The organism is Kitasatospora sp. NPDC001683 (genome assembly GCF_053596495.1).
The window spans coordinates 9,038-27,243 of the sequence record NZ_JBSFGK010000047.1; the positions used below are offsets into that span (position 1 = coordinate 9,038).

Genomic DNA, 18,206 nt, shown 5'->3' on the forward strand with positions numbered 1-18,206 from the left:
TGAATCCGGAGCCGTTGATGACCACTGAGGTGCCGGCTGTGCCGGAGGTCGGGGTCAGGCTGGTGATCACCGGCAGAACCGTGTAGGTGAAGGCCGCACCGTTGCTGGTGCCTGCCGGTGTGGTGACCGTGACCTGGACTGTTCCGGTGCCTGCGGGGGCTGTGGCCTGGATTTGCCCATCGCTGAGCACCGTGAATGCCGCTGATGCTGTTCCGAAGTGCACCGATGACGTACCGGTGAATCCGGAGCCGTTGATGACCACTGAGGTGCCGGCTGTGCCGGAGGTCGGGGTCAGGCTGGTGATCACCGGCACGGTGCCGTAGGTATAGGTGACGCCGTTGCTCGTGCCGAGTGGCGTGGCGACGGTGACGGCGGCCGAACCGGTGCCCGCAGGGGCGATGGTGGTGATCTGGCTGTCGCTGACCAGCGTGAATGACGACACCGGCACGGTTCCGAACTTCACCGAGGTCGCGCCGATGAAGCCGCTGCCGGTGATCGTGACGGCCGTGCCCCCCGTGGGCGGCCCGTGGTTGGGGTTGATGCTGCTGATGACCGGAGCCATCGGATGCTCCTTTGCGTGGCTGGTGGGGTGCCCAGGCCGCTGTGGGCGGCCAGGGCACATGGCGTCCGTGGTCGCGGCCCGTCGGATCCGCGTCGACGGGCCGTAGGGCGACCGTGCCGCCCGCTGTTCGGTGCCCGTGCCTCGCCCGGGGCTTAGACGACGATGAAGTGGTCGGCGGCAACGGCCGCGCTGGTGCCGCCGGGGTTGGTGACCTGGATGTCGTAGGTGCCCGTGGCCAGGGTGCCGGGCACGTCGAGGGTCAGGCTGCCCACACTGATGGCGCTGACGTTGACGGCCGGGGTGGACGCTCCACCGCCGACGGGGGTGAACGTCACGGAGCTGACGTCGACGAAGCAGGTGCCGGAGACGATGACCCCGGTGGTGCCCGCCGGCCCCGTGTTGGGCGTCACGCTGGTGACCGTCGGCAGTGCGTAGTAGGTGAACTGACCCGCCGCGCCGATCGGGGAGCTGGTGCCGCCGCTGCCGGTGACGATCACGTCCGCCGCGTCGGTGCAGCCGGTGAAGGCGCCGTGGGCCGGAGGGGTGACGCTCAGCTGGCTGTCCGACAGGACGGTGGGGACGGCGGTGCCGATCGCGTCGAAGGCGACCGAGGTCGCGGTCGCGAAACCGGTGCCGAAGACGTCGATGGCGCCGGGCGCGGCGGGGCCGGTGCTGGGGGTCAGCGACGTGACCGTCGGGGCGGCGACGTAGAAGAAGGCGCTGCTGTTGCTGTTGACCCCGGAGACGGTCGCGGTGACGTTGGCCTGGCCGTTGCACCCCGGCGGGATGGGGAAGGTGACGGAGGTGTTGCTGGCCGTGGTGGGCGTGACCGTCTTGGTGCCGATGTTCACCTTGGTGGTGCTCAGGCTCCCCAGACCGGTGCCGGTGATGGTCATCGTCTGGCCGGAGTGGCCCGAGGTGGGCGAGATGGAGGTGATGACGGGTGCCATGACTGATCTCCTTTGCTGTTGCGGATGACACTGTTGCCCAGTGCGCCGGAGCCGGCGTATCGACGGTCCGTCGCACAGGGCGTGATCGGGTTCCGGCAGTCACGGGGCAGGGCTCGCAGCGCTGCCGGAAGTCGCTGACCTGGAGGGGAGCGGGCACGAGAGTGTGGTGCGGGCGGCGTGGTTCCACCGCCGTCGACCTGACTGCCGCCCGGGTGGGTGGGCGGGAGTGTCCCGGGGTGCCGCCGTCGGGCTTCAGCAGGGCGCGGTCAGGGGCGGGGTGGCGGCGCAGTTGTTCGGGGAGTTGCCGGAGGCGTTGGTGGCCACCAGCGCGACGGAGCCGGCGTTCTGGTAGATGCCGCCGCCGTCGACCGTGGCGGTGTTGCCGGTGACGCTGCTGGTGGTCATCGTCAGTACGGTGTCGGTGTAGATGCCGCCGCCGAACGAGGCACGGTTGTTGCTGACACCCCCGCCGATCAGGATGACCGACCCGCCGAGGTTGGCGATGCCGCCGCCCACCCCGAAACCGGCGTCACCGTTGCTGACGGCGACCGCGGTCAAGGCGAGCTGGCCGTTGTCGGCGGGCAGATGCGAGGGCCCGTCCACCTCGATGATGCGAAACGCGGGCGCACCGGGCGCGCGGGTGATCTGGGTGGCCAGCCCGGTCATGGTGACCGGCGTGGTGATGTTCGGCAGCCCCGCCGGTCCGCCGGTCCCACCCGAACTGTGGGCTCCGGTGAGGGAATAGGTGCAAAAGGGTGCCAGGATCAGGGCACCGCCCCCGGCGGCGTTGGCCGCGTCGACGGCGCTGACCAACGCGGTTTCGCTGCACGGCACGATCACCGTGGACGCCGCACGCACGGTCTGCGCGTGGGCCGCCGGGGCGGTGAGGATGAGCGCACCGACAGCGCCGGTCCCAAACAGCACTCGAAGTATGTTGACGGCTCGCAAGAACGCCTCCCCGGACGCCTGAGCCACCCTCGTCAGCCCGTGCGCTGGGAAAGCACGTCGGCCGACAGCTTCCTCCGATGGGCGCCCTCGCGGGCCTGTGACAGGCACACACCACCACATACCGATGGACTACCTTCCCCAACGGAGGGATGGGCAGCCCCCTGATCGGACACCACAAGTGAGTCATCCAAACAGCCGTAAAACCAAGGTATATGACTGCTAATCACCCATTTGGGCGCATGCGTACCCCGTCGCCGGGCTGCGAGGGACGTGAGATGCCCGGCAGCTTTCAGCGCACGATGCAGCCCCATCCCTCCAGGCCGGCGGGAACGACCGTACCGGGGCTGCCGGATGTCGACCATGGCCGGGGCATCGGTACCGCGCCTGCGCAGCGGCCGGTGCCCGCGATCGTCGAGCCAGGCGAGCCTGCGTTCGCGCGGACACCGTGAACGCGGTGCGCACCGCGCTGGATCGCCTGGCCAAGGCTGGCCGGGCGCAGCGTCCGGGCCGTGGCCTGTACGTGAAACTGGACGGCTGACCTGCGGGCCCAGCCCTGCCGGCGGCCGGTTCGCGTCCCTGCCCCCCGCCTCACCGCCGGCCGGTCGAGCGACATCGCTGAGCGGGCACCCGGACTGTCGTGTCGTCGCCGTCCCTGTCTGAGGTGCCGGAAGGCCGACACCTGCGGGTGGAGGCCTCGAGCGCCTTCTCGAGGCCTCGGCAGCTTACGGCCGCCCGGGAGATCGCCGGGGGCGGACCCGTGATCGGCCGGGCTCGGTCGGCCGGAGCCGAGGTCCGCGCCACCGCCTGGGCGTGCGTGCCCGGCCACTGCGAGGACGTCTTCGAGTACGGATGACTCTGACCGTCTCCTTCCCCGGTCACCGCTGACCTCCCCGTATCGCGCGGCCGGCGCGATACGGGGCGTGTCGTGGCCCGCATGACCGTTCCCGGTGGCCACGCTGTCGTTCATGGCGACACCTCGGCCTGTCGCAGCTGGCGCCTCTCCCGTGCCTGGTGGCACGTCGCTTCCTGGGGGGCCGTCGTGCGGACGGCCCCGCCGTTGGTCCGGGTCGGTCGGTCTACCAGTGCTCGTGGCGCTCGCAGCGCTCGTGGTGCTCGTGGCGCTTGATCCTGGTGGGGTCGGAGGCGATGTGGCTGGCGGTGTCGCCGCCGCCGATGGCGGTGACGGTGTTCGTCACCTGGTCGCGGGCGTTGCAGGAGACGTCGATCTCCAGGGTGATGGGCGGGTAGCTGCTTCCGGCGGCAAGGACGTCGCTGCGGGTGCAGGTGAGGTTGTTCAGGGTGCAGTTCCATCCCGTGCCGCTGATGCTGTCGGCTCTGAGCCCGTCGGGGAGGGTGTCGTACACGGTGACCGTGGTGCCGTCGGTCGGGGCGGCTCCGGTGGCGTTGCCGACGGTGATGGTGTAGGTGCCGTCCCGCCCCTGGGTGAAGTGCCTGGTGTGGGTCTTGGTGATGGTCAAGGACGGGACCGTGTAGGAGATGGTCACCTGGCCGTTGTGGTTCGCTGTCCCGATCGTCGACGGCGCGTAGGACGTGGGGAGACCCGTGGGGGTGGCGAAGCTGCTGCCCCCACCACCTCCGCCCCCGCCCGCTGAGGTGCCGTTGCTGTTGACGGTGGCGCTGCCGCCGCCCCCGCCGGCAAAGTATCCGCCTCCGCCGCCCCCACCGGCACCGGTAGTGGAGGTGCAGCCGCCGTCGAAGGTGCCGCCGGTGCCGCCGGTGCCGACCGCGGCACCGGTGAACCCGCCTCCCGGCCCGCCATGCGTGGCCGCACAGAATGCAGCGGTGCCGGCGGCCCCGCCGGCGCCACCGGTGCTGGTGGTGGTGCTGCCACCGCCCCCGCCCTGCCCCGGCGAAGCCCCAGGGCCGGTGGCACTTCCCGCGGTACCGTCGGTGCCATCCGCTGTTCCGCCGTTGCCTCCGTTCCCTCCCGCAGAGCCGGCTCCGGTGCCGCCGGCGGCACCGCCGCCCCCGGCGACCACCAGCAAGGAGCCGCCCGCGCTGACGCTGGAAGCTCCGCCCCCACCCGGACCTTCGAAATGGGCACCACTGCCCGCGCCGGCCCCACCCGGGGCGCCGCCGTTGAACCCCCCGGCACCCCCTGTCCCGGTGCCGTTGCAGCCTTTGCCGCCGGTACCGCCGACGTCGATGGTGAACGTCGTCGGGGCGACGGTTTGCGGCAGGGTGGTCACGACCTGCGCGCCCGTCCCGCCCGTCCCCGTGACGGTACAGGCGGTGCCGGTGTTGTCGGCGCCGCCGGCGCCGTCCGCGGTGATCGTCACCACGGCCCCCGCCGGGACCGTCAAGGTCTGCGCAGCGCCGGTGAAGGTGAAGGTCTGCGACGGATCAGCCCGCTGCACCCGTACTGGCGCGGCCTCCACTGGCGCGGCGGCCACCGGTGGAGCCGTGGCCGCCAGCAGCGCCATGCCGGACAGCAGCGCGCTCCCCATCGATACCGTCCCCACGCCGCGCTCTCCACGTCGTCCACCCGAGCCGACCGGGTCGGACGCGACGGCGGTACGGACCGGGGTCGTCCCACCGGCCGGGGTCCTGTTGAACACGGCCACGGGCCGGTGACGGCTGACCTGGTACCACGGCAGATCGCCTTGTCCGCGAGTACGAGCACTCATCCGCGGGTTCACCTCTCCTCACAGCGAAGCGCCCTGCGCCCCTCACGCTACAAGGCGCGGGCATGACGGGACGCCTGGCAAATAATCAGGACAAAACATCATTAAATGCCCTGGTCCGATCACTTTGAGGTAGCGAGTCGATGGGATGCCACGTGTGTCGCAGCGGGCCGTGCGGCTACGAGAAACCGGCATCGGCGTCGCCCAGGCCGTAGGGGGCGGCGACCCGGCCGACGAGCGAGGAGATCGTCTCTCCGGTGCACAGAGAAACACGGAAGATCCCGGGCCCGGCCGCCTGCACCTTCCGTCGCGCTTGTTGAACGCATTCGGTCGTAACCCGGTACGCACTAGCGTCATTCAATCGAGGGGTTCTATCCATGATTAACGGATTTTTCCCATGAACAACTCATAGATTGCGTCGTATGGTGCTGAGTACGTTGGAAACGCTGCGGCTGACGGTGGCCGCGATCAGGCAGCGCACGGGGGAGAGCCAGCATGAGCTGGCCGCGGCTGTGGGGCTGACGCAGGACAAGGTTTCCCGCCGTCAGTCCGGGACGCAGCCGTGGTCGCTGGATGAGGTGGACACCCTGGCTCGGCACTGGGGGATGGGGCCGCTGGATCTGCTCGCCGGGCCCACGCACGCTGCCCAGTGCTTGTCCTGGCCTCCCGGTACCGCCGCCCTGCAGCCGCAGCCGCAGCCGCAGCCGCAGCCGGAGGTGAGGGGTGAGTCCCGCTGACCCGAACCGTCCCAACGAGGCCGCGAGGCTGACCCAGGAGTTGATCGACCAGGATTTCACCAAGCGCCAGGTCGCCAGGATGCTGAGCCGCGACGCCTCGCTCGTCCTGGAATAGCTGCGGTTCGCTACGGTGGTCGAGTGGCTACGGCGCCCCCCGTTCCGTAGTCCGCGCGGGCGCGCATCCCAGGAGTGGGGCTGCGCGCCCGCGGCGAAGAACAGCACAGCCGGCTGGTGACCACGACCCCGGCACACCCGAACGCGACTGCCCCGGCGCTCTCGGCGCGCCTGTCATACCGAAATCCGCCGCCCGCTACTGCGCCGCCGCATCGAACACCCCTCGCCGGAAAGCGCCCCCGGGACGCCCGGGAGGCTTCGGTCGACCGCCGGTTCACCAGCTGGTGGGCGGCTGTTCCTCGAGTACTTCGAGGACCTCGACTGAGGGGGCCATCACGATGTACGCGCCGTTGACGTCGATGCTGGTCCACCAGGTGCTGCGGTCCACCCGGCGTCCGGCGAGGCCCCACTGGACCATCACCTCTTCTTCCCCCTGCCAGAAGACCCGCCGGCGCCGTGGATGTACCGCCTCGACATCGACTTCTTCCAGAAAGCGCACCCGCGCCCGCGTCCACCAGTTCCGCTCTGCGATCGTCACGTCTGGTACAACGACCGGCACCGGCGATCAGTACGAAAAGCACCCAGTCCCCAGCTCGCCCGGGACGGCCCCCGGGGTGGGACCCGTCCACTCCCGAAGAAATCACTAGACACTCCCGTGCGCTGCGCCGAATGGGTGGCAAATCGTCAAAGCTCTTGTTCGTGCGCAGCCCAGATGGCTTACTTGTGGTATCCGACCAGGTGGGCTGCCCATCCCTCCGCTGGGGAACGCAGCTGGCATCTGCCTGCGCATACTGGCGCGGGCTCGCGAGGGCACCCACCGGAGGAAGCCGTCGGCCGACGCGCTCTCGCGGTGCATCGGCTGGTGAGGGTGGCTCATACGTCCAGGGGAGGCGTGGTGCGAGCCATCAATATATTTCGATTACTGGCCGGGTCCGGCGCGGTCGGCGGGCACTTGCTCACCGCTGCGGCAGCACACGCAGATGCCCTGGGTCCGGCGCAAGCGGTGGCCGTGCCGTGCAGCGAGACGGCATTGGTCAATGCCGTCGACGAAGCCAACGCCGCGGGGGGCGGTGACCTGATCCTTGCGCCGTTGTGCACCTACATCCAGTGGACAGGCCCTAGGAATTCCCGTTTTCCCACGGGCAGCTCACCTTCGGCACGGTCACGATCAGCAACGGCGACGCCGCCCTCGGCGTGGGCGGCGGCATCGCCAACCTCGGCGGGTCGCTGACCATCACCTCGAGCGCCGTCCGGGGCAGCCACGCCTCGTACGGCGGCGGCATCTACACCGATACCGCGCTGACGATGACCGCCGGCAGCGTCACCGGTAACACCGCCAGCGTCAACGGTGGCGGCATCTACCGGAACGCGGGCTCCGTCACGCTGCTCGCCAGCATCGTGGCCGGCAACGCCCCGAACAACTGCGCCACCACCCCTTTGACCGCCCCATGCTGAAAACCCAGGCCATTCAACTTGCTCTCTTCCGCGACGGGTTCGCGGCACAGTGAGCGAACACGCCCGTGCCTGCTACGACCGCGCCGCGACCACGAAGTTGAGCGAGGTTGACGGCGCCCCGTGAGGTGGCGCCACGGCACTTCACACAGGACCACCCGCCCAGGCGCCCTGAGGCAACGGCCTTCACATGTCCTCACACCCCACTGCGCCCACCGGGGCTTCCCATGCGGCTGCTTGGCCGCGTCATCCATCCGCCTGCTCCTGCTCACTCACGGCAGGGCGGCAGGCACGTTCGAAGGAGAAAGATCATGGCAACCATCACTTCGCTGGTGGACACGACGACCACCACCAACCAGGGCAAGCCCGGGGACACCGTCCAGATCAACGGTACCTCTCTGTCCACCACGACGAGGGTGAACTTCGGTGCGGCGACGGTCACTCCGACGACTGTCACCGCCACCCAGGTCACCTTCGTGGTGCCCAGTTCGGCACCGTGCTCCGGCCAGGTCTCGGTCAGTGTCACCAGCAGCAGCGGCGCCACCAGCAACGCGCTGCCGTTCTTCGTCATCGCCACGCCGACCACCACGGGGACGAACGTCACCTGCGTGCCGGCCGCCACCGGCGGTGCGGTCACGCTGTTCGGCACCAACTTCCTCACCGGCACGCAGGTGGCGGTGGGCACCGTCGGTACCGTGGCGGTCGCCCCCACCCAGTCGGGTCAGGTCACCTTCACCGCGCCGGCCAACCCGGGCCAGGTCGCCACGGTCTCGACCCAGCCGTTGACCATCAGCACCGCCGGCGGCACCAGCGCCTCGGGCAGCACCCAGATCGACTACTACCTCGCGCCGGCCATCACCTCGGTGGTGCCCGCATCGGGTACCGCGGGGGACCAGATCACCGTCAACGGCACGGGTTTCGTCAACGTCGACACCGTCACCTTCACCGACAGCGCCGCCGCCACCGCCACCGCGGTTTTCACCCCCGTCAGCGACACCCAGCTCGTCGCCACCGTGCCAGGCGGACTCGCCACCGGGCTCGGAAGCATCACGGTCCACACCTGCGGCGGCAACTCCAACGCCGAGCCCTTCACGATCGTCTGACCGTCAGGGAAGGCCGGGCACGGACCGCACGAGCACCGAGTCGCCGCCCGCCCGCCCGCGACGCGTGGCGGGCGGCGACGTCCCGGAGCCTGGGCCGACACCCCCGGCCAGGGCACACCGTCTCCCAGGCGCCAGGAGAAGGAGAAGAGCCTCATGGCCCCCGTAGTGACCAGCGTCAGCGCCGCCCAAGGTGCTCCAGCCGGCGGTACCAGCGTCATCATCACCGGCTCCGGCTTCACCGGCGCCACGCAGGTCCGGTTCGGCGCCAACGGCACCAACTTCGTCATCGCGAGCGACACCCTGAGCACGGCCAAGACCCCCGCAGGAACCGGTACGGTGCAGGTCACGGTCACGGCGCCGACGGGCGCCAGCAACGCCCTGACCTACACCTACGTCGCCGCGTCCGTCCCCTCTCTCAGCAGTCTCAGTCCCGCCTCGGGCCCCCGTCGGGTGGCGACACGGTGACCCTCAACGGCACCAATCTTTCCGGCGCCACGTCGGTGATGTTCGGTGCCAATCCCGCCGCCATCTTTAGCGACACCGGAACACAGATCACCGTGGTTGCCCCGGCTGGGCTGCCGTCGTCGGTCGGTGTCACGGTCACCACGGCCGGAGGCACCAGCAACGCTCTCACCTACGCTTACACCTCAGTACCGGTCCTCAGCAGTCTCAGCCCGTCGGCGGGTCCTGCCTCTGGTGGCAACACGGTTACCCTCAACGGCACCAATCTTTCCGGTGCTACCTCGGTGATGTTCGGTGCGAACCCCGCCACCATCCTCGCCGACACCGGGACGCAGATCACTGTGATTGCCCCGGCTGGGCTGCCGTCAGCGGTGGGTGTCACGGTCACCACGGCCGGAGGTACCAGTAACGCCCTGACCTACACCTACGTCGCCGCGTCCGTCCCCTCCCTCAGCAGTCTCAGTCCCGCTTCCGGTCCTACCTCGGGTGGCAACACGGTCACGCTCAACGGCACCAGCCTTTCCGGTGCCACCTCGGTGATGTTCGGTGCGAACCCCGCCACCATCCTCACCGACACCGGGACGCAGATCACCGTGGTTGCCCCGGCCGGGCCGCCGTCGTCGGTCGGTGTCACGGTCACCACGGCTGCAGGCACCAGCAATCCACTGCCGTACTTCTACCTCGCCGCGCCCACCGTCAGCGATCTGTCCTCCCACCTCGGCCCGGCCACCGGAGGCAACACCGTCACCGTGTTCGGCAGCAATCTGACGCTCACCAGCGCCGTGACCTTCGGGGGAAGCCCGGCCACCAACATCCACGTGATCTCCGACAACCAGCTCACCGTGACCGCTCCAGCTGGGCTCGGCACGGTCGTCGTCACCGTCACCACACCGGGCGGGACCGGCTCCGCGGCCACCGGAAACCCGTACTACACGTTCCTCGCGGCACCCGTCCTGACCAGCCTCACCCCCTCCCGCGGCTCTCATCTCGGCGGCGAGGCGGTCGTGTTGGGCGGCAGCAACCTCACCTACACCGACGCGGTGACCTTCGGCGGCGTCCCGGCCTCGTTCGCGGCGATCTCCGACGCCCAGGTCGTCGCGACCAGCCCGGGCGGGGCACCCGGCACGGTGAACGTCGTGGCGCACACCCCGGCCGGAAACAGCAACGCCCTGCCCTATGTCTACGACCCTTCTTGAGCGCTGCTGACGGGACGTCAGTCGCGATGCGGTTGGGTCGGATCAGAATTTGGGAAGGGAGAGCGTCATGGTTCCGCTAGTGATCAGCGTCAGCAGCACCATCCCACGTGCTCCAGGATCGCCGCCATCACTCCCCCCGCGGCTGCCCCCGGCCCGGTGAACGTCACCGTGACGACGGCGGGCGGCACCACTACCGCGCCCGGGGCCTTCGTCTATACCTGATCGCAGGGACCAGCCATGCGCTCCGCGCCGCCGGGCGACGGCCCAGCGGACGAAGGAGGTGGTGGCCCGCAGCTTCGTGGGCCGGCCGGCCAGCCAGTGGTCGAGGGTCTCTTGGTCGAGGTCGGTGACGGCCGCCGCCCCGCCGCCCCGCCGTCCCGGCCGACAAGACCGCCGACGTACGCGCCGCGTACCTGGAGGGCCGCTCCACGCCGCCCTTGCCCGCGACCACGGCGTCAGCCGCGGCGCAATCCGCACGGAGGCGGAGGATGCTGTCCGGCGGCTTCAGGACGCCCCGGCACGGATCAGTGCCGAGTCCGCCCTGAGTCGCGTCCAGCGCCCTTGCCCAGCCCACCGACGCCACGGCCGCACGCGGCGCCGCGCCCGCGAGCCCGGCCGGGCCTTGCCTGGTCCGGGGCCGCCTCATCCGGGCGGTTGCGGACTCCTGGCCCTGGAATGCCCGACCGCGCGCTGGGGTGTGACAGCGGATCCCGGTGGCAAGACGGTGTGGGCGGAGCTGCTCGCTATCGGGCCGCGCGGGTGCTGACCATCGAGCTTGAAGACGGGGTCACGGGCTGTGGGTGTGCCTGACCGGGGTGGTGAGCAGCAGGAGTCGGCCGGCCGCGGCGGCTGGGCGGAGGTCGAAGGCGCTGGTGAAGGCGCCGGTGATCAGCAGCAGGGTGTGCTGGTCGCGGACGCGGCGGTGCCATTCACGGGTGGCGGTGATCTCGCCGTCGAACCACGCCGCACCGCCCGGGCGGTGGATGGTCAGTTGGGTGCCGACGATGACGGCGGACCAGCCGGGCTGCGGGTCGGCCGGGAAGGTGTGGGCGGTGTCGCAGCCGGCCCAGCCGTCGTCGGGGAGGGGCAGGCGTGTGGGGTGCGTGGGGAAGACCAGCACGGGGTTTCGGTCGGGCAGCAGTTCCGGCCAGGGCAGGCCGTCCAGGCCGGTGCTGCTGACGATCTCCACAAGCGGTCCCTTTCCCCGGCTCCGGCCCGCCCACCCCGGCGCCGGACAGTCACATCATCGGACACGTACCGCGCTTGCGGCGGCGAATGCCGAAAGATCAGCCGCACGACTCAGGCAAGCGCGCCGTCGGGTGCGGGGGACGACGTGCCCAGGGACTGTGCGCCGCCACCACCCCGGCCACGGCAAGTACTGGGTGGTCCTGGTGGATGGCCGGCTCGTCCTCGGCGCCCGCCCGAGCATCGTCGTGCCAGAGCCGTCGTGCATGCCGAGTCGTCGCGCGTCAGCGCGACGCTGTACGCCGCGCGCTGGTGCAACGTAGCGAGTGACGATCACGTGCTGCTCGTCGTTGAGTCGGCGCCGGTGTCGGTCCGGTGCCTTGGCAGGGGAGGACGCGGGCACGATGAGGGAGGAGACGGGGATGGCGCGTTCGCTGGGTGTGGTACTGGCTCAGGCGTATCCGCAGGTCGCCGCGATGCCGCTTCAGGAACGCAACGGCGGGTGGACGCCGCGGAAGGCGACTCCGGGGATGCAGGTCGCAGTGTGGTGGCAGTGGGCGGCAGTGGGATAAAGATCGCACAGTCCCTGCGACATTCGCGTGGGCGGACGAGACGAGGAACCGTGGCAGAGAACCGTTTCAGTGACACCATCGCCCAGCTGCAGGCGGAACTTCCCGGCATCGAGGCGCGGCGGCGGCGTCTGGAGGATGAGCTGGCCGCCGCTGTGGCGCGTGAGAACGCCGTACGCGGCGCCATCGAGGGCCTGCAGGCGCTGGCCGGACTGCCGGCCTCGCAGGACATCACGCCGGTGCGCAGCATTCGGGCAGAGGCGGACGCCTTTGTCGGGGTCCGGCCGCAGCAGCTCGCGGCCGAAATCGAGGCGGCGCTGGACCGGGGCGGGGAGCCGGCCGAGAAGACCACCGTGGGCACGGACACGGTCACGAAGACGGCGAAGAAGACCACCGCCAAGAAGGCGGTACCCGCGAAGAAGACCACCGCCAAGAAGGCGGCACCCGCGAAGAAAACCACAGCGAAGAACGCGACGCCCGCGAAGAAGACCGCGGCGAAGAAGACGGCCGCCGCCCCGGGCACCGGGCCGGTGCGCACCGGCGCCGGGCCGGCCACCGAGAAAAGCGAAAAGGCCGCGCCCGTGCCCGGGCGACGCACCACCGGCGCCACCTCCGACAGCGTCCTGGCCCTGCTGGCCGACGCCCAGGAACCGCTGCGCGCCAGGGAGGTGATCGCCCGTTTGGGGATCGAGGAGTCGGCGGACAACGTGAACGCGGTGCGCACCATGCTGGAGCGCCTGGCCAAAGCCGGCCGGGCGCAGCGCCCGGGCCGCGGCCTGTACGCGAAACTGGACGGCTGACCCGCGGGCCCAGCCGGCGGCCAGTTCGCCCAGTCGTCGGCGGGGACGGCGGCCCAGGCCCTACCAATGCCTGCGTCCACGGCCGGCGTGCGCGAACTGGCCCTCGACTACCGTCCCGGGGTGGTGCGGGTCAGGGTCGGTGACCACAACCAGGCCCCGCCACGGCCCCTCGCCCTCGGACGCCCGGGCGGCTACGGATTCCTGGCCGTGGAACGCCTCACCGCCTGCTGGGGTGTGACAACACCGGATCCCGGGGGCAAGACGGTGTGGGTGGAACTGCTCACCATCCGGCAGCGATAGTGCTGAACGGGGGGCCGGGGTGCCCCGGGGCCTTGCAAACGTCCCGGTCCGGGGCCGTCCGGGCCGCGCCTAAAGTGGACATGCCATAAGGGGCGGGAGCCGAGGGAGCAGCCGATCGATGACACAGGTGTTCACGGTCACCGTCCGGGACGGTTTGGCCGGGTCGTTGTTGGCGTGTGCGGGGGAGCTGGACCAGGACCGGGTGCCGGTCTTCACCAGGGCCGCACACCGCGCTCTGGCACCGCAGCCGGTGCCGCCGATGCTGCTGCTGGACCTGAGCGCTGTGACGTTCATGGACTCGGCCGCTCTGAACGCCCTGCTGCTGGCCCGGATCCAGGCCCGCCGCCAGGGCGCTGTCGTCCACCTGGCGCGTCCCTCGCACCAGGTCGCGCGTCTGCTGGACATCACCGGCTGCGACCAGGTGCTCCCCCCGTCGACCCGTACGTGCCTTTCCTCGGGTCGTCTCGTTGACATTACGGGCGCACGGGGTGGGGCGCGCCTGACCGCTCTCGTCCCGCGTTCCGGCATACCGGACCGCGGGCGCGGCGGCCCAGGGCGGCCGAGGCGCGGCAGAACCCCGGCCGCCCGCCGCACACCCCCGGCCCTGCCCGCCGCCCCGCCGGACGGAACCCACCGCTCCCACCGGGCCCTCTGCGTGTCGAAGGCCATGCGACGCGGTCCTCGTGTCCTCGGCCGTTGTCCGGTCGTTGAACCGGGTGAGCGTCTCCACCAGAGGCGCGCGGCGGACACCTTGCTCGCACTGCTGCCCGGCTCGTACATCCCCCACCGCTCCGGGCGGCTCGGGCGCCGCCCCTTTGCGGGTCGGCCGGCACGCGGATATCCGGCCGACCCGCCCGGGGCTTGTGCCCGCTTTCATCGAGACCGACGGGTCACGGCCCGGCCCCTCCGCGGCGCTGTACCGCAAGGCCGGGTCTCGTGGATTCCCGTGTCGCGCCCGGCATGGCCGTCGTGGGGCGGGGCAAGCTGTCGGCCATGACGAACCGAGGTCGCCGCCGCAGCCGACGGTTGTCACGCGCCAGCGCCCTTGGCGTGCCGCTGGCTGTCCCGGACGCGCGCGCGGTCCCTGCGCCGCCCGCACCGGCCAGGCCGACAGCCGGCCAACCGTCTCCATCCCCGCCCCGGATGTTCCTGCGCAGGGTCTTCCCGTCCTGGGGGTGCCCGCGCTGGCTCGTGAGCGGGATGAGCCGTGCTGTCGCGTGCTGACCGAACGCATCGTCAGTCTCGGCGGGAGTGTTCATGATCCACCGTGCCCGCCCGGTCGGCCCCGCGCCGCGAGCGGCCCTGTCGGCCTCCCCCGGCAGCACCTTGCTGGCCCGGGCAGCGCCCGAACGGACTACGGGTCAGCCGTTGCGGCATGGGGTCGATTGGCCTCGGCCGTCGGCCGGGCCGGCCCCGCCTCGTAAGTGGTCTGTGCCCGCTTCGGCGCCTGTTGTCGCCGGCTTGGGGCGACAACGCCCATACGGCCCCGGCTCAATCGACCTTCAGGCTCGCGCCAAAGGCCACGGTCGTCTCCCCGGGCTGCACGACGTCGTTCACATCGCCCTGGCAGCCGGCATCCGAGTAGACGAAGACGTTGCTGCCGGTTTCGTTGGCGATGATCGCGCTGATGCCCCCTGTTGGGAAACACCCGCTTGGATTGTAGTGCCCGACGCCGTTGATGTAGAGGGTCCCCGTAGCCGCGGAGGCGGGGCTGGTGAAGTTGAGTGTCATCGCGGCTGCGGTGGCCAGTACTGCGAGAGTGGCTGCGATGCGTCGCATCGACAATCCTCCTGCCCATCGGGGTTGCAGTGGTAGTCAACCCGGTCAGCACTCACTGTATCCAGCCAAACACTTTTCGTAACAGGGCGCTTATAGCTCTCTCCCGGCGCCCGCCCGGCGCCTCCAGCCGCCGGCACATCCGCCGCACCTTTTTACGCGCCTTCGCCAGCTCTCCGCGCCCCGCGGACACCCCCGCAGCCTCCACCGCCCGGCGTCCGGTGGAGGCTGCGGATGGCGGCCGCTGAGCGCGGTGTGTGGACCGCCACCCAGCTGCGCCGCCTGCTCGCCGAACGCGCCCGGGTCGAGATGTCCGCGGCGTCGGTGTCGGTGCTGTTCACCAAGCAGGCGGCGCAGGTGAAGCTGTCCACCCTGACCGCGCTGTGTACCGCCCTCGACTGCACACCCGGCGACCTCCTCGCCCTCCCAGCCGCCGAGCCGCCCGTCCCGCTTCCGCCTCCCCCAAAGCGGTCACCGGTTGAGTCCGTCCTGCCGCCCGAGCCGCGCCACCCGGCGCGGGAGCGGCAGGCAGGCACGGCGCGCCGTTCCCTCCCGCCCCTGTGAACCGCCTCGCGTGCGCACGACCGACCGCCTTTCACCGCCCCGGCCATCGGCTCGCCCTCTCGCGGGCTCGTCAGCCGTAGCCCGCCCGGCCCCAGGGCACCTGTCAGCCTGATACCGACCGTCCGAAGCCACGCAGAGCTCCCTGACAGCACCGCATCAGGAGCTGCATCCGTGCCCGCCCCCGTTCCCGGCGGGCTACAGAGCCGCTGTCCCCACTGCCACGCCGTTCGGTGGCTGCGTCCCGACAGCGGTCGCTGCGCCTGGTGTACCCCACCGGGGTACCGGTCGCATCACCAGTTCATCCGAACTCGTCATGTGCGAAGGACCGGCCTAGCGGTAGGGCCCGGCGTCGTGTTCCGAACCCGCCGCTGGCCGGCGATCTGGACCGGCCGTTCATGATGATGTCCGCCGCGTTCACCCGGGCCACGGATCCCGCGGCCGCCGCGTTCTGGTCGCACCTGCGCGGGTGGCGGCTGAACATCCAGTGTCGTACGGCGACAACGAGGCGCTGTTCCCGCAGATCGCGGGGCTGCTCGGGTGGAGCGGGCAGCAGCTCCAGGACTCGATCGGCACCCTCGACCCTGACCAGGGGGTGAAGATCCAGCAGGCGTACCCGCTCGCGTTCTTTGATGAGCACCTGCGCCACCGTCAGGGGCACCTGCTCGACGGGCCGTCCCCGGCCTTCCCGGCGGTTACGATCCTCCCGTGACGACGGGTGGTACAACACCCGTCGCATCCGGAAGCGTCTCGGCTGGCTCAGCCCGGACGAGTTCGAGGCGAAGCACTACGCCGACCAGGCGACGGCCGAACCAGAGGCCGTCGAACCATCCACACCCGCTCTGACCAGCTGATCAACACCTCCCACACACCGGGGGAAGCTCAGGGCCAGGGCTGAGTCATTGGCGGCGAGGTTGCAGGTCCCGTCCGTGAGTTGCTGTTCCGCGTCGCGGACGGCCTGCTCAATGGCCGGGGACATGATCATCTCAGCAGCCTATCGGCGATCTGCCTGGCGGAGAGCGGGTTGTCGGTCGGCAATGGCGGTGTGACCCGATGCACTGCGAGGGTGGTATCGGGTTGTGCGCACGACGCGATACCACCCTCGACCGGCTACTCGTGCGGGGGAGTGGTGATCAGCCGGGGAGCTGGCTGTTGCAGTTGCTCATCCAGGCGCTCATGGTGCTCTGCGTGGAGTAGTCGCCGGAGTGGTGGGCGGCCAGGTAGACGTTGTAGATGTCGGCCTTGATGTCGCCACCGGTCTGCGGGCCGACCTGGCCGTCCTGCTGGATGCCCTTCGAGCCCTGGTAGGCGACCACCGCGTTGTAGGTGTTCTGGCCGAACTGGCCGTCGACCGAGAGGCCGGCGCTGTCGAGGTAGTTCATGGCCTGCTGGACGCACCTCACCGGCTGACCGGTGGAGCCCCACTGGATCGTGGAGGCAGCGCTGGCCGTGCCGACGGCGAGGCCGAGGGCTGCGGCGGCGCCGATGGTGAGGGTAGCCGCACGAAGGGCCCACTTCTTCTGCATGTCGAGTCTCCTCAATCGCTCATGTCACTGTGGTCACGGGAGCGTTGTCGGGTCGCTCCCGTCGTATTCGTGTGGCCCTCCATCAGGAGCGGGGCGAGGCCACAGGTGCTGTCAGTTCCCGGCTCTGCAGCGGGTCTCCCGGAGCCGTTGCAGAGCCGTTGGGGTCTTCTGCTGCCGACGACGATGCGTCACCTCGCTTCCTGGGCCAAGGGATTCGTCTCTCGACGAATCCCTTGGCGCGGCTGTCCGGCGGGGTCCAGGATCAGCAGGTGCTGAGGATCCATTTCACCGACCGGGATCTGGCGCTCACCCGGGTCGCGCCAGCCGCCGACATGTCCGCGGAACTGTCTTTGAGTCTCCACCTGCTGGCGACCCGCCGGCCGGAGAGCAGGCTCGGGAAGTGGCACGAGCAACTCGGGCGGCGCTGGAAACCGCGTTCGGCCATGCTGTTCGACCTGTTTGCGGCGACCGACCTTCCGGAATTCCTGATCGCGCGTCCAGAGGGGGGCCGGGACACGGCCGAGGCCACGGCGGACGGGATGGACCGGGACGGTCGCGGCTATCTGCGAGGACTGGGCCGCCTCCGCCGGCTGACACCGTTCGCCAGGGACCTGGCGAACGGTGACCACAGGTCGCGTGTGCTGCTCGGCGACCTCACGGCGGAGTACCAGTCGGCGGCCATCACACCGTACTGGGAGCGGATCGACGCTGTGGTGGCCGCGGAGCACCAGTACCGGACGAGGCAGCTGGCCACCGGAGGCCTGAACGCGGTACTGGCCACACTGCACCCGGCCGCCCGGTGGAAGCCACCTGTCCTGAGCCTGCCGATGTCCTCGCCCTGCGTGACCGAGCTTCCCCTGACGGGTCGCGGCCTGGTGCTTCAGCCGGCCGTCTTCGCGTCCGGCCGCCTGGTGATCGCCGGCTTCGAGCGTCCGGAAGACCCGCCCGTGCTCATCTACCCCCTGCCGGCCGACCGGCTCCTGCTCACGGATGACCGGGTCGGCCCGCCACCGGCGCTGACCGCATTGCTGGGCCGGACCCGGGCCGTCGCGCTCGACACCCTGGCCACGGGCGGCCCGCTCAGCACCAGCGACCTGGCCGCCGCGCTCGGCATCGCCCCGGCCACTGCCAGCCAGCACGCCAGCATCCTGGCCGACGCCGGCCTCACCACCAAACAGCGACAAGGCGGCACAGTGCTGCACCACATCACACTGCTGGGCGAAGTCCTCCTGCGAGGCGGAGTGGAACATGCCGCGCAGAGCGCAACGCGGATGCTGCAGGCGGAGACGAACTGACGGAGATCCTCGCGCACTACCCCGA

At 70.5% G+C, this 18,206-nt stretch carries 20 protein-coding genes; 12 read left to right on the forward strand and 8 right to left on the reverse strand.

Annotation, left to right across the window (positions count from 1 at the left end; genetic code table 11):
* From ACWCYO_RS24095 to ACWCYO_RS24110, 4 genes are all read right to left on the reverse strand, one after another.
* Positions 1-562: IPT/TIG domain-containing protein (locus tag ACWCYO_RS24095; RefSeq protein ID WP_449785347.1), on the reverse strand; the 562-nt coding region annotated here is incomplete at its 3' end.
* Positions 563-714: 152 nt separating this feature from the next.
* A complete protein-coding gene (locus ACWCYO_RS24100; RefSeq protein ID WP_449785348.1) occupies positions 715-1,512 on the reverse strand; it encodes an IPT/TIG domain-containing protein in 798 nt (265 codons plus the stop codon).
* 252 nt (positions 1,513-1,764) lie between these two features.
* A complete protein-coding gene (locus tag ACWCYO_RS24105; protein ID WP_449785349.1) occupies positions 1,765-2,436 on the reverse strand; it encodes a hypothetical protein in 672 nt (223 codons plus the stop codon).
* A 1,100-nt stretch (positions 2,437-3,536) separates the two neighbouring features.
* Positions 3,537-4,943: a hypothetical protein gene (locus tag ACWCYO_RS24110; protein WP_449785350.1), complete on the reverse strand. Its 1,407-nt coding sequence runs from the start codon at positions 4,941-4,943 to the stop codon at positions 3,537-3,539.
* A 584-nt stretch (positions 4,944-5,527) separates the two neighbouring features.
* On the opposite strand from ACWCYO_RS24110, the gene ACWCYO_RS24115 reads away from it, so the two are divergent.
* Positions 5,528-5,842, forward strand: a complete 315-nt coding sequence (locus ACWCYO_RS24115) for a helix-turn-helix domain-containing protein (protein WP_449785351.1) — start codon at positions 5,528-5,530, stop codon at positions 5,840-5,842.
* Positions 5,829-5,957 carry a hypothetical protein gene (locus ACWCYO_RS24120; protein ID WP_270150557.1) on the forward strand — a complete coding sequence of 43 codons (129 nt, stop codon included), beginning with the start codon at positions 5,829-5,831 and terminating at the stop codon, positions 5,955-5,957. The genes ACWCYO_RS24115 and ACWCYO_RS24120 overlap by 14 nt, the downstream gene beginning before the upstream one ends.
* 273 nt (positions 5,958-6,230) lie before the next feature.
* Here ACWCYO_RS24120 and ACWCYO_RS24125 read toward each other — a convergent pair whose 3' ends face one another.
* Positions 6,231-6,494: a hypothetical protein gene (locus ACWCYO_RS24125; protein ID WP_270150558.1), complete on the reverse strand. Its 264-nt coding sequence runs from the start codon at positions 6,492-6,494 to the stop codon at positions 6,231-6,233.
* 656 nt (positions 6,495-7,150) lie between these two features.
* On the opposite strand from ACWCYO_RS24125, the gene ACWCYO_RS24130 reads away from it, so the two are divergent.
* From ACWCYO_RS24130 to ACWCYO_RS24145, 4 genes are all read left to right on the forward strand, one after another.
* Positions 7,151-7,411 carry a hypothetical protein gene (locus ACWCYO_RS24130; RefSeq protein WP_270150560.1) on the forward strand — a complete coding sequence of 87 codons (261 nt, stop codon included), beginning with the start codon at positions 7,151-7,153 and terminating at the stop codon, positions 7,409-7,411.
* A gap of 308 nt (positions 7,412-7,719) precedes the next feature.
* The gene (locus ACWCYO_RS24135; RefSeq protein ID WP_449785352.1) at positions 7,720-8,511 is read left to right on the forward strand and encodes an IPT/TIG domain-containing protein; all 792 of its coding nucleotides are present in this window, start codon (positions 7,720-7,722) and stop codon (positions 8,509-8,511) included.
* Between the two features lie 153 nt (positions 8,512-8,664).
* A complete protein-coding gene (locus tag ACWCYO_RS24140) occupies positions 8,665-8,976 on the forward strand; it encodes an IPT/TIG domain-containing protein (protein ID WP_449785353.1) in 312 nt (103 codons plus the stop codon).
* The gene (locus tag ACWCYO_RS24145; protein WP_449785354.1) at positions 8,973-10,169 is read left to right on the forward strand and encodes an IPT/TIG domain-containing protein; all 1,197 of its coding nucleotides are present in this window, start codon (positions 8,973-8,975) and stop codon (positions 10,167-10,169) included. The genes ACWCYO_RS24140 and ACWCYO_RS24145 overlap by 4 nt, the downstream gene beginning before the upstream one ends.
* Positions 10,170-10,956: 787 nt before the next feature.
* Here the strand turns inward: ACWCYO_RS24145 and ACWCYO_RS24150 are convergent.
* Positions 10,957-11,358, reverse strand: coding sequence for a hypothetical protein (locus ACWCYO_RS24150; RefSeq protein ID WP_270150563.1), 402 nt, complete (start codon positions 11,356-11,358; stop codon positions 10,957-10,959).
* A gap of 618 nt (positions 11,359-11,976) precedes the next feature.
* Here ACWCYO_RS24150 and ACWCYO_RS24155 point away from each other — a divergent pair.
* From ACWCYO_RS24155 to ACWCYO_RS24165, 3 genes are all read left to right on the forward strand, one after another.
* Positions 11,977-12,723 (forward strand): type IV toxin-antitoxin system AbiEi family antitoxin domain-containing protein, encoded by a 747-nt coding sequence (locus tag ACWCYO_RS24155; protein ID WP_449785355.1) that lies wholly within the window; start codon positions 11,977-11,979, stop codon positions 12,721-12,723.
* A 66-nt stretch (positions 12,724-12,789) separates the two neighbouring features.
* A complete protein-coding gene (locus ACWCYO_RS24160; RefSeq protein WP_270150566.1) occupies positions 12,790-13,023 on the forward strand; it encodes an ATP-binding protein in 234 nt (77 codons plus the stop codon).
* A gap of 118 nt (positions 13,024-13,141) precedes the next feature.
* On the forward strand, positions 13,142-14,020 hold the full coding sequence (locus ACWCYO_RS24165) for an STAS domain-containing protein (RefSeq protein ID WP_449785356.1): 879 nt from the start codon (positions 13,142-13,144) through the stop codon (positions 14,018-14,020).
* A gap of 494 nt (positions 14,021-14,514) precedes the next feature.
* Here ACWCYO_RS24165 and ACWCYO_RS24170 read toward each other — a convergent pair whose 3' ends face one another.
* Complete coding sequence (locus ACWCYO_RS24170) at positions 14,515-14,802, reverse strand: hypothetical protein (RefSeq protein WP_270150567.1); 288 nt, start codon at positions 14,800-14,802, stop codon at positions 14,515-14,517.
* Between the two features lie 231 nt (positions 14,803-15,033).
* On the opposite strand from ACWCYO_RS24170, the gene ACWCYO_RS24175 reads away from it, so the two are divergent.
* Positions 15,034-15,363, forward strand: coding sequence for a helix-turn-helix domain-containing protein (locus ACWCYO_RS24175; RefSeq protein WP_270150568.1), 330 nt, complete (start codon positions 15,034-15,036; stop codon positions 15,361-15,363).
* A 466-nt stretch (positions 15,364-15,829) separates the two neighbouring features.
* Positions 15,830-16,072 (forward strand): hypothetical protein, encoded by a 243-nt coding sequence (locus tag ACWCYO_RS24180; RefSeq protein ID WP_270150570.1) that lies wholly within the window; start codon positions 15,830-15,832, stop codon positions 16,070-16,072.
* Positions 16,073-16,493: 421 nt separating this feature from the next.
* Here ACWCYO_RS24180 and ACWCYO_RS24185 read toward each other — a convergent pair whose 3' ends face one another.
* A complete protein-coding gene (locus ACWCYO_RS24185) occupies positions 16,494-16,886 on the reverse strand; it encodes a peptidoglycan-binding domain-containing protein (RefSeq protein ID WP_449785357.1) in 393 nt (130 codons plus the stop codon).
* A gap of 269 nt (positions 16,887-17,155) precedes the next feature.
* Here ACWCYO_RS24185 and ACWCYO_RS24190 point away from each other — a divergent pair, with 269 nt between their 5' ends.
* Complete coding sequence (locus tag ACWCYO_RS24190; RefSeq protein WP_449785358.1) at positions 17,156-18,181, forward strand: ArsR/SmtB family transcription factor; 1,026 nt, start codon at positions 17,156-17,158, stop codon at positions 18,179-18,181.
* Positions 18,182-18,206: the final 25 nt, after the last annotated feature.

What these genes read in the sequence shown, in the direction of transcription:
- ACWCYO_RS24100 (WP_449785348.1), bottom strand. Translation starts at nt 1,512, where the DNA reads ATGGCACCCGTCATCACCTCCATCTCGCCCACCTCGGGCCACTCCGGC.
- ACWCYO_RS24115 (WP_449785351.1), top strand. Translation starts at nt 5,528, where the DNA reads ATGGTGCTGAGTACGTTGGAAACGCTGCGGCTGACGGTGGCCGCGATC.
- ACWCYO_RS24135 (WP_449785352.1), top strand. Translation starts at nt 7,720, where the DNA reads ATGGCAACCATCACTTCGCTGGTGGACACGACGACCACCACCAACCAG.
- ACWCYO_RS24140 (WP_449785353.1), top strand. Translation starts at nt 8,665, where the DNA reads ATGGCCCCCGTAGTGACCAGCGTCAGCGCCGCCCAAGGTGCTCCAGCC.
- ACWCYO_RS24160 (WP_270150566.1), top strand. Translation starts at nt 12,790, where the DNA reads ATGCCTGCGTCCACGGCCGGCGTGCGCGAACTGGCCCTCGACTACCGT.
- ACWCYO_RS24165 (WP_449785356.1), top strand. Translation starts at nt 13,142, where the DNA reads ATGACACAGGTGTTCACGGTCACCGTCCGGGACGGTTTGGCCGGGTCG.
- ACWCYO_RS24170 (WP_270150567.1), bottom strand. Translation starts at nt 14,802, where the DNA reads ATGCGACGCATCGCAGCCACTCTCGCAGTACTGGCCACCGCAGCCGCG.
- ACWCYO_RS24175 (WP_270150568.1), top strand. Translation starts at nt 15,034, where the DNA reads ATGGCGGCCGCTGAGCGCGGTGTGTGGACCGCCACCCAGCTGCGCCGC.
- ACWCYO_RS24185 (WP_449785357.1), bottom strand. Translation starts at nt 16,886, where the DNA reads ATGCAGAAGAAGTGGGCCCTTCGTGCGGCTACCCTCACCATCGGCGCC.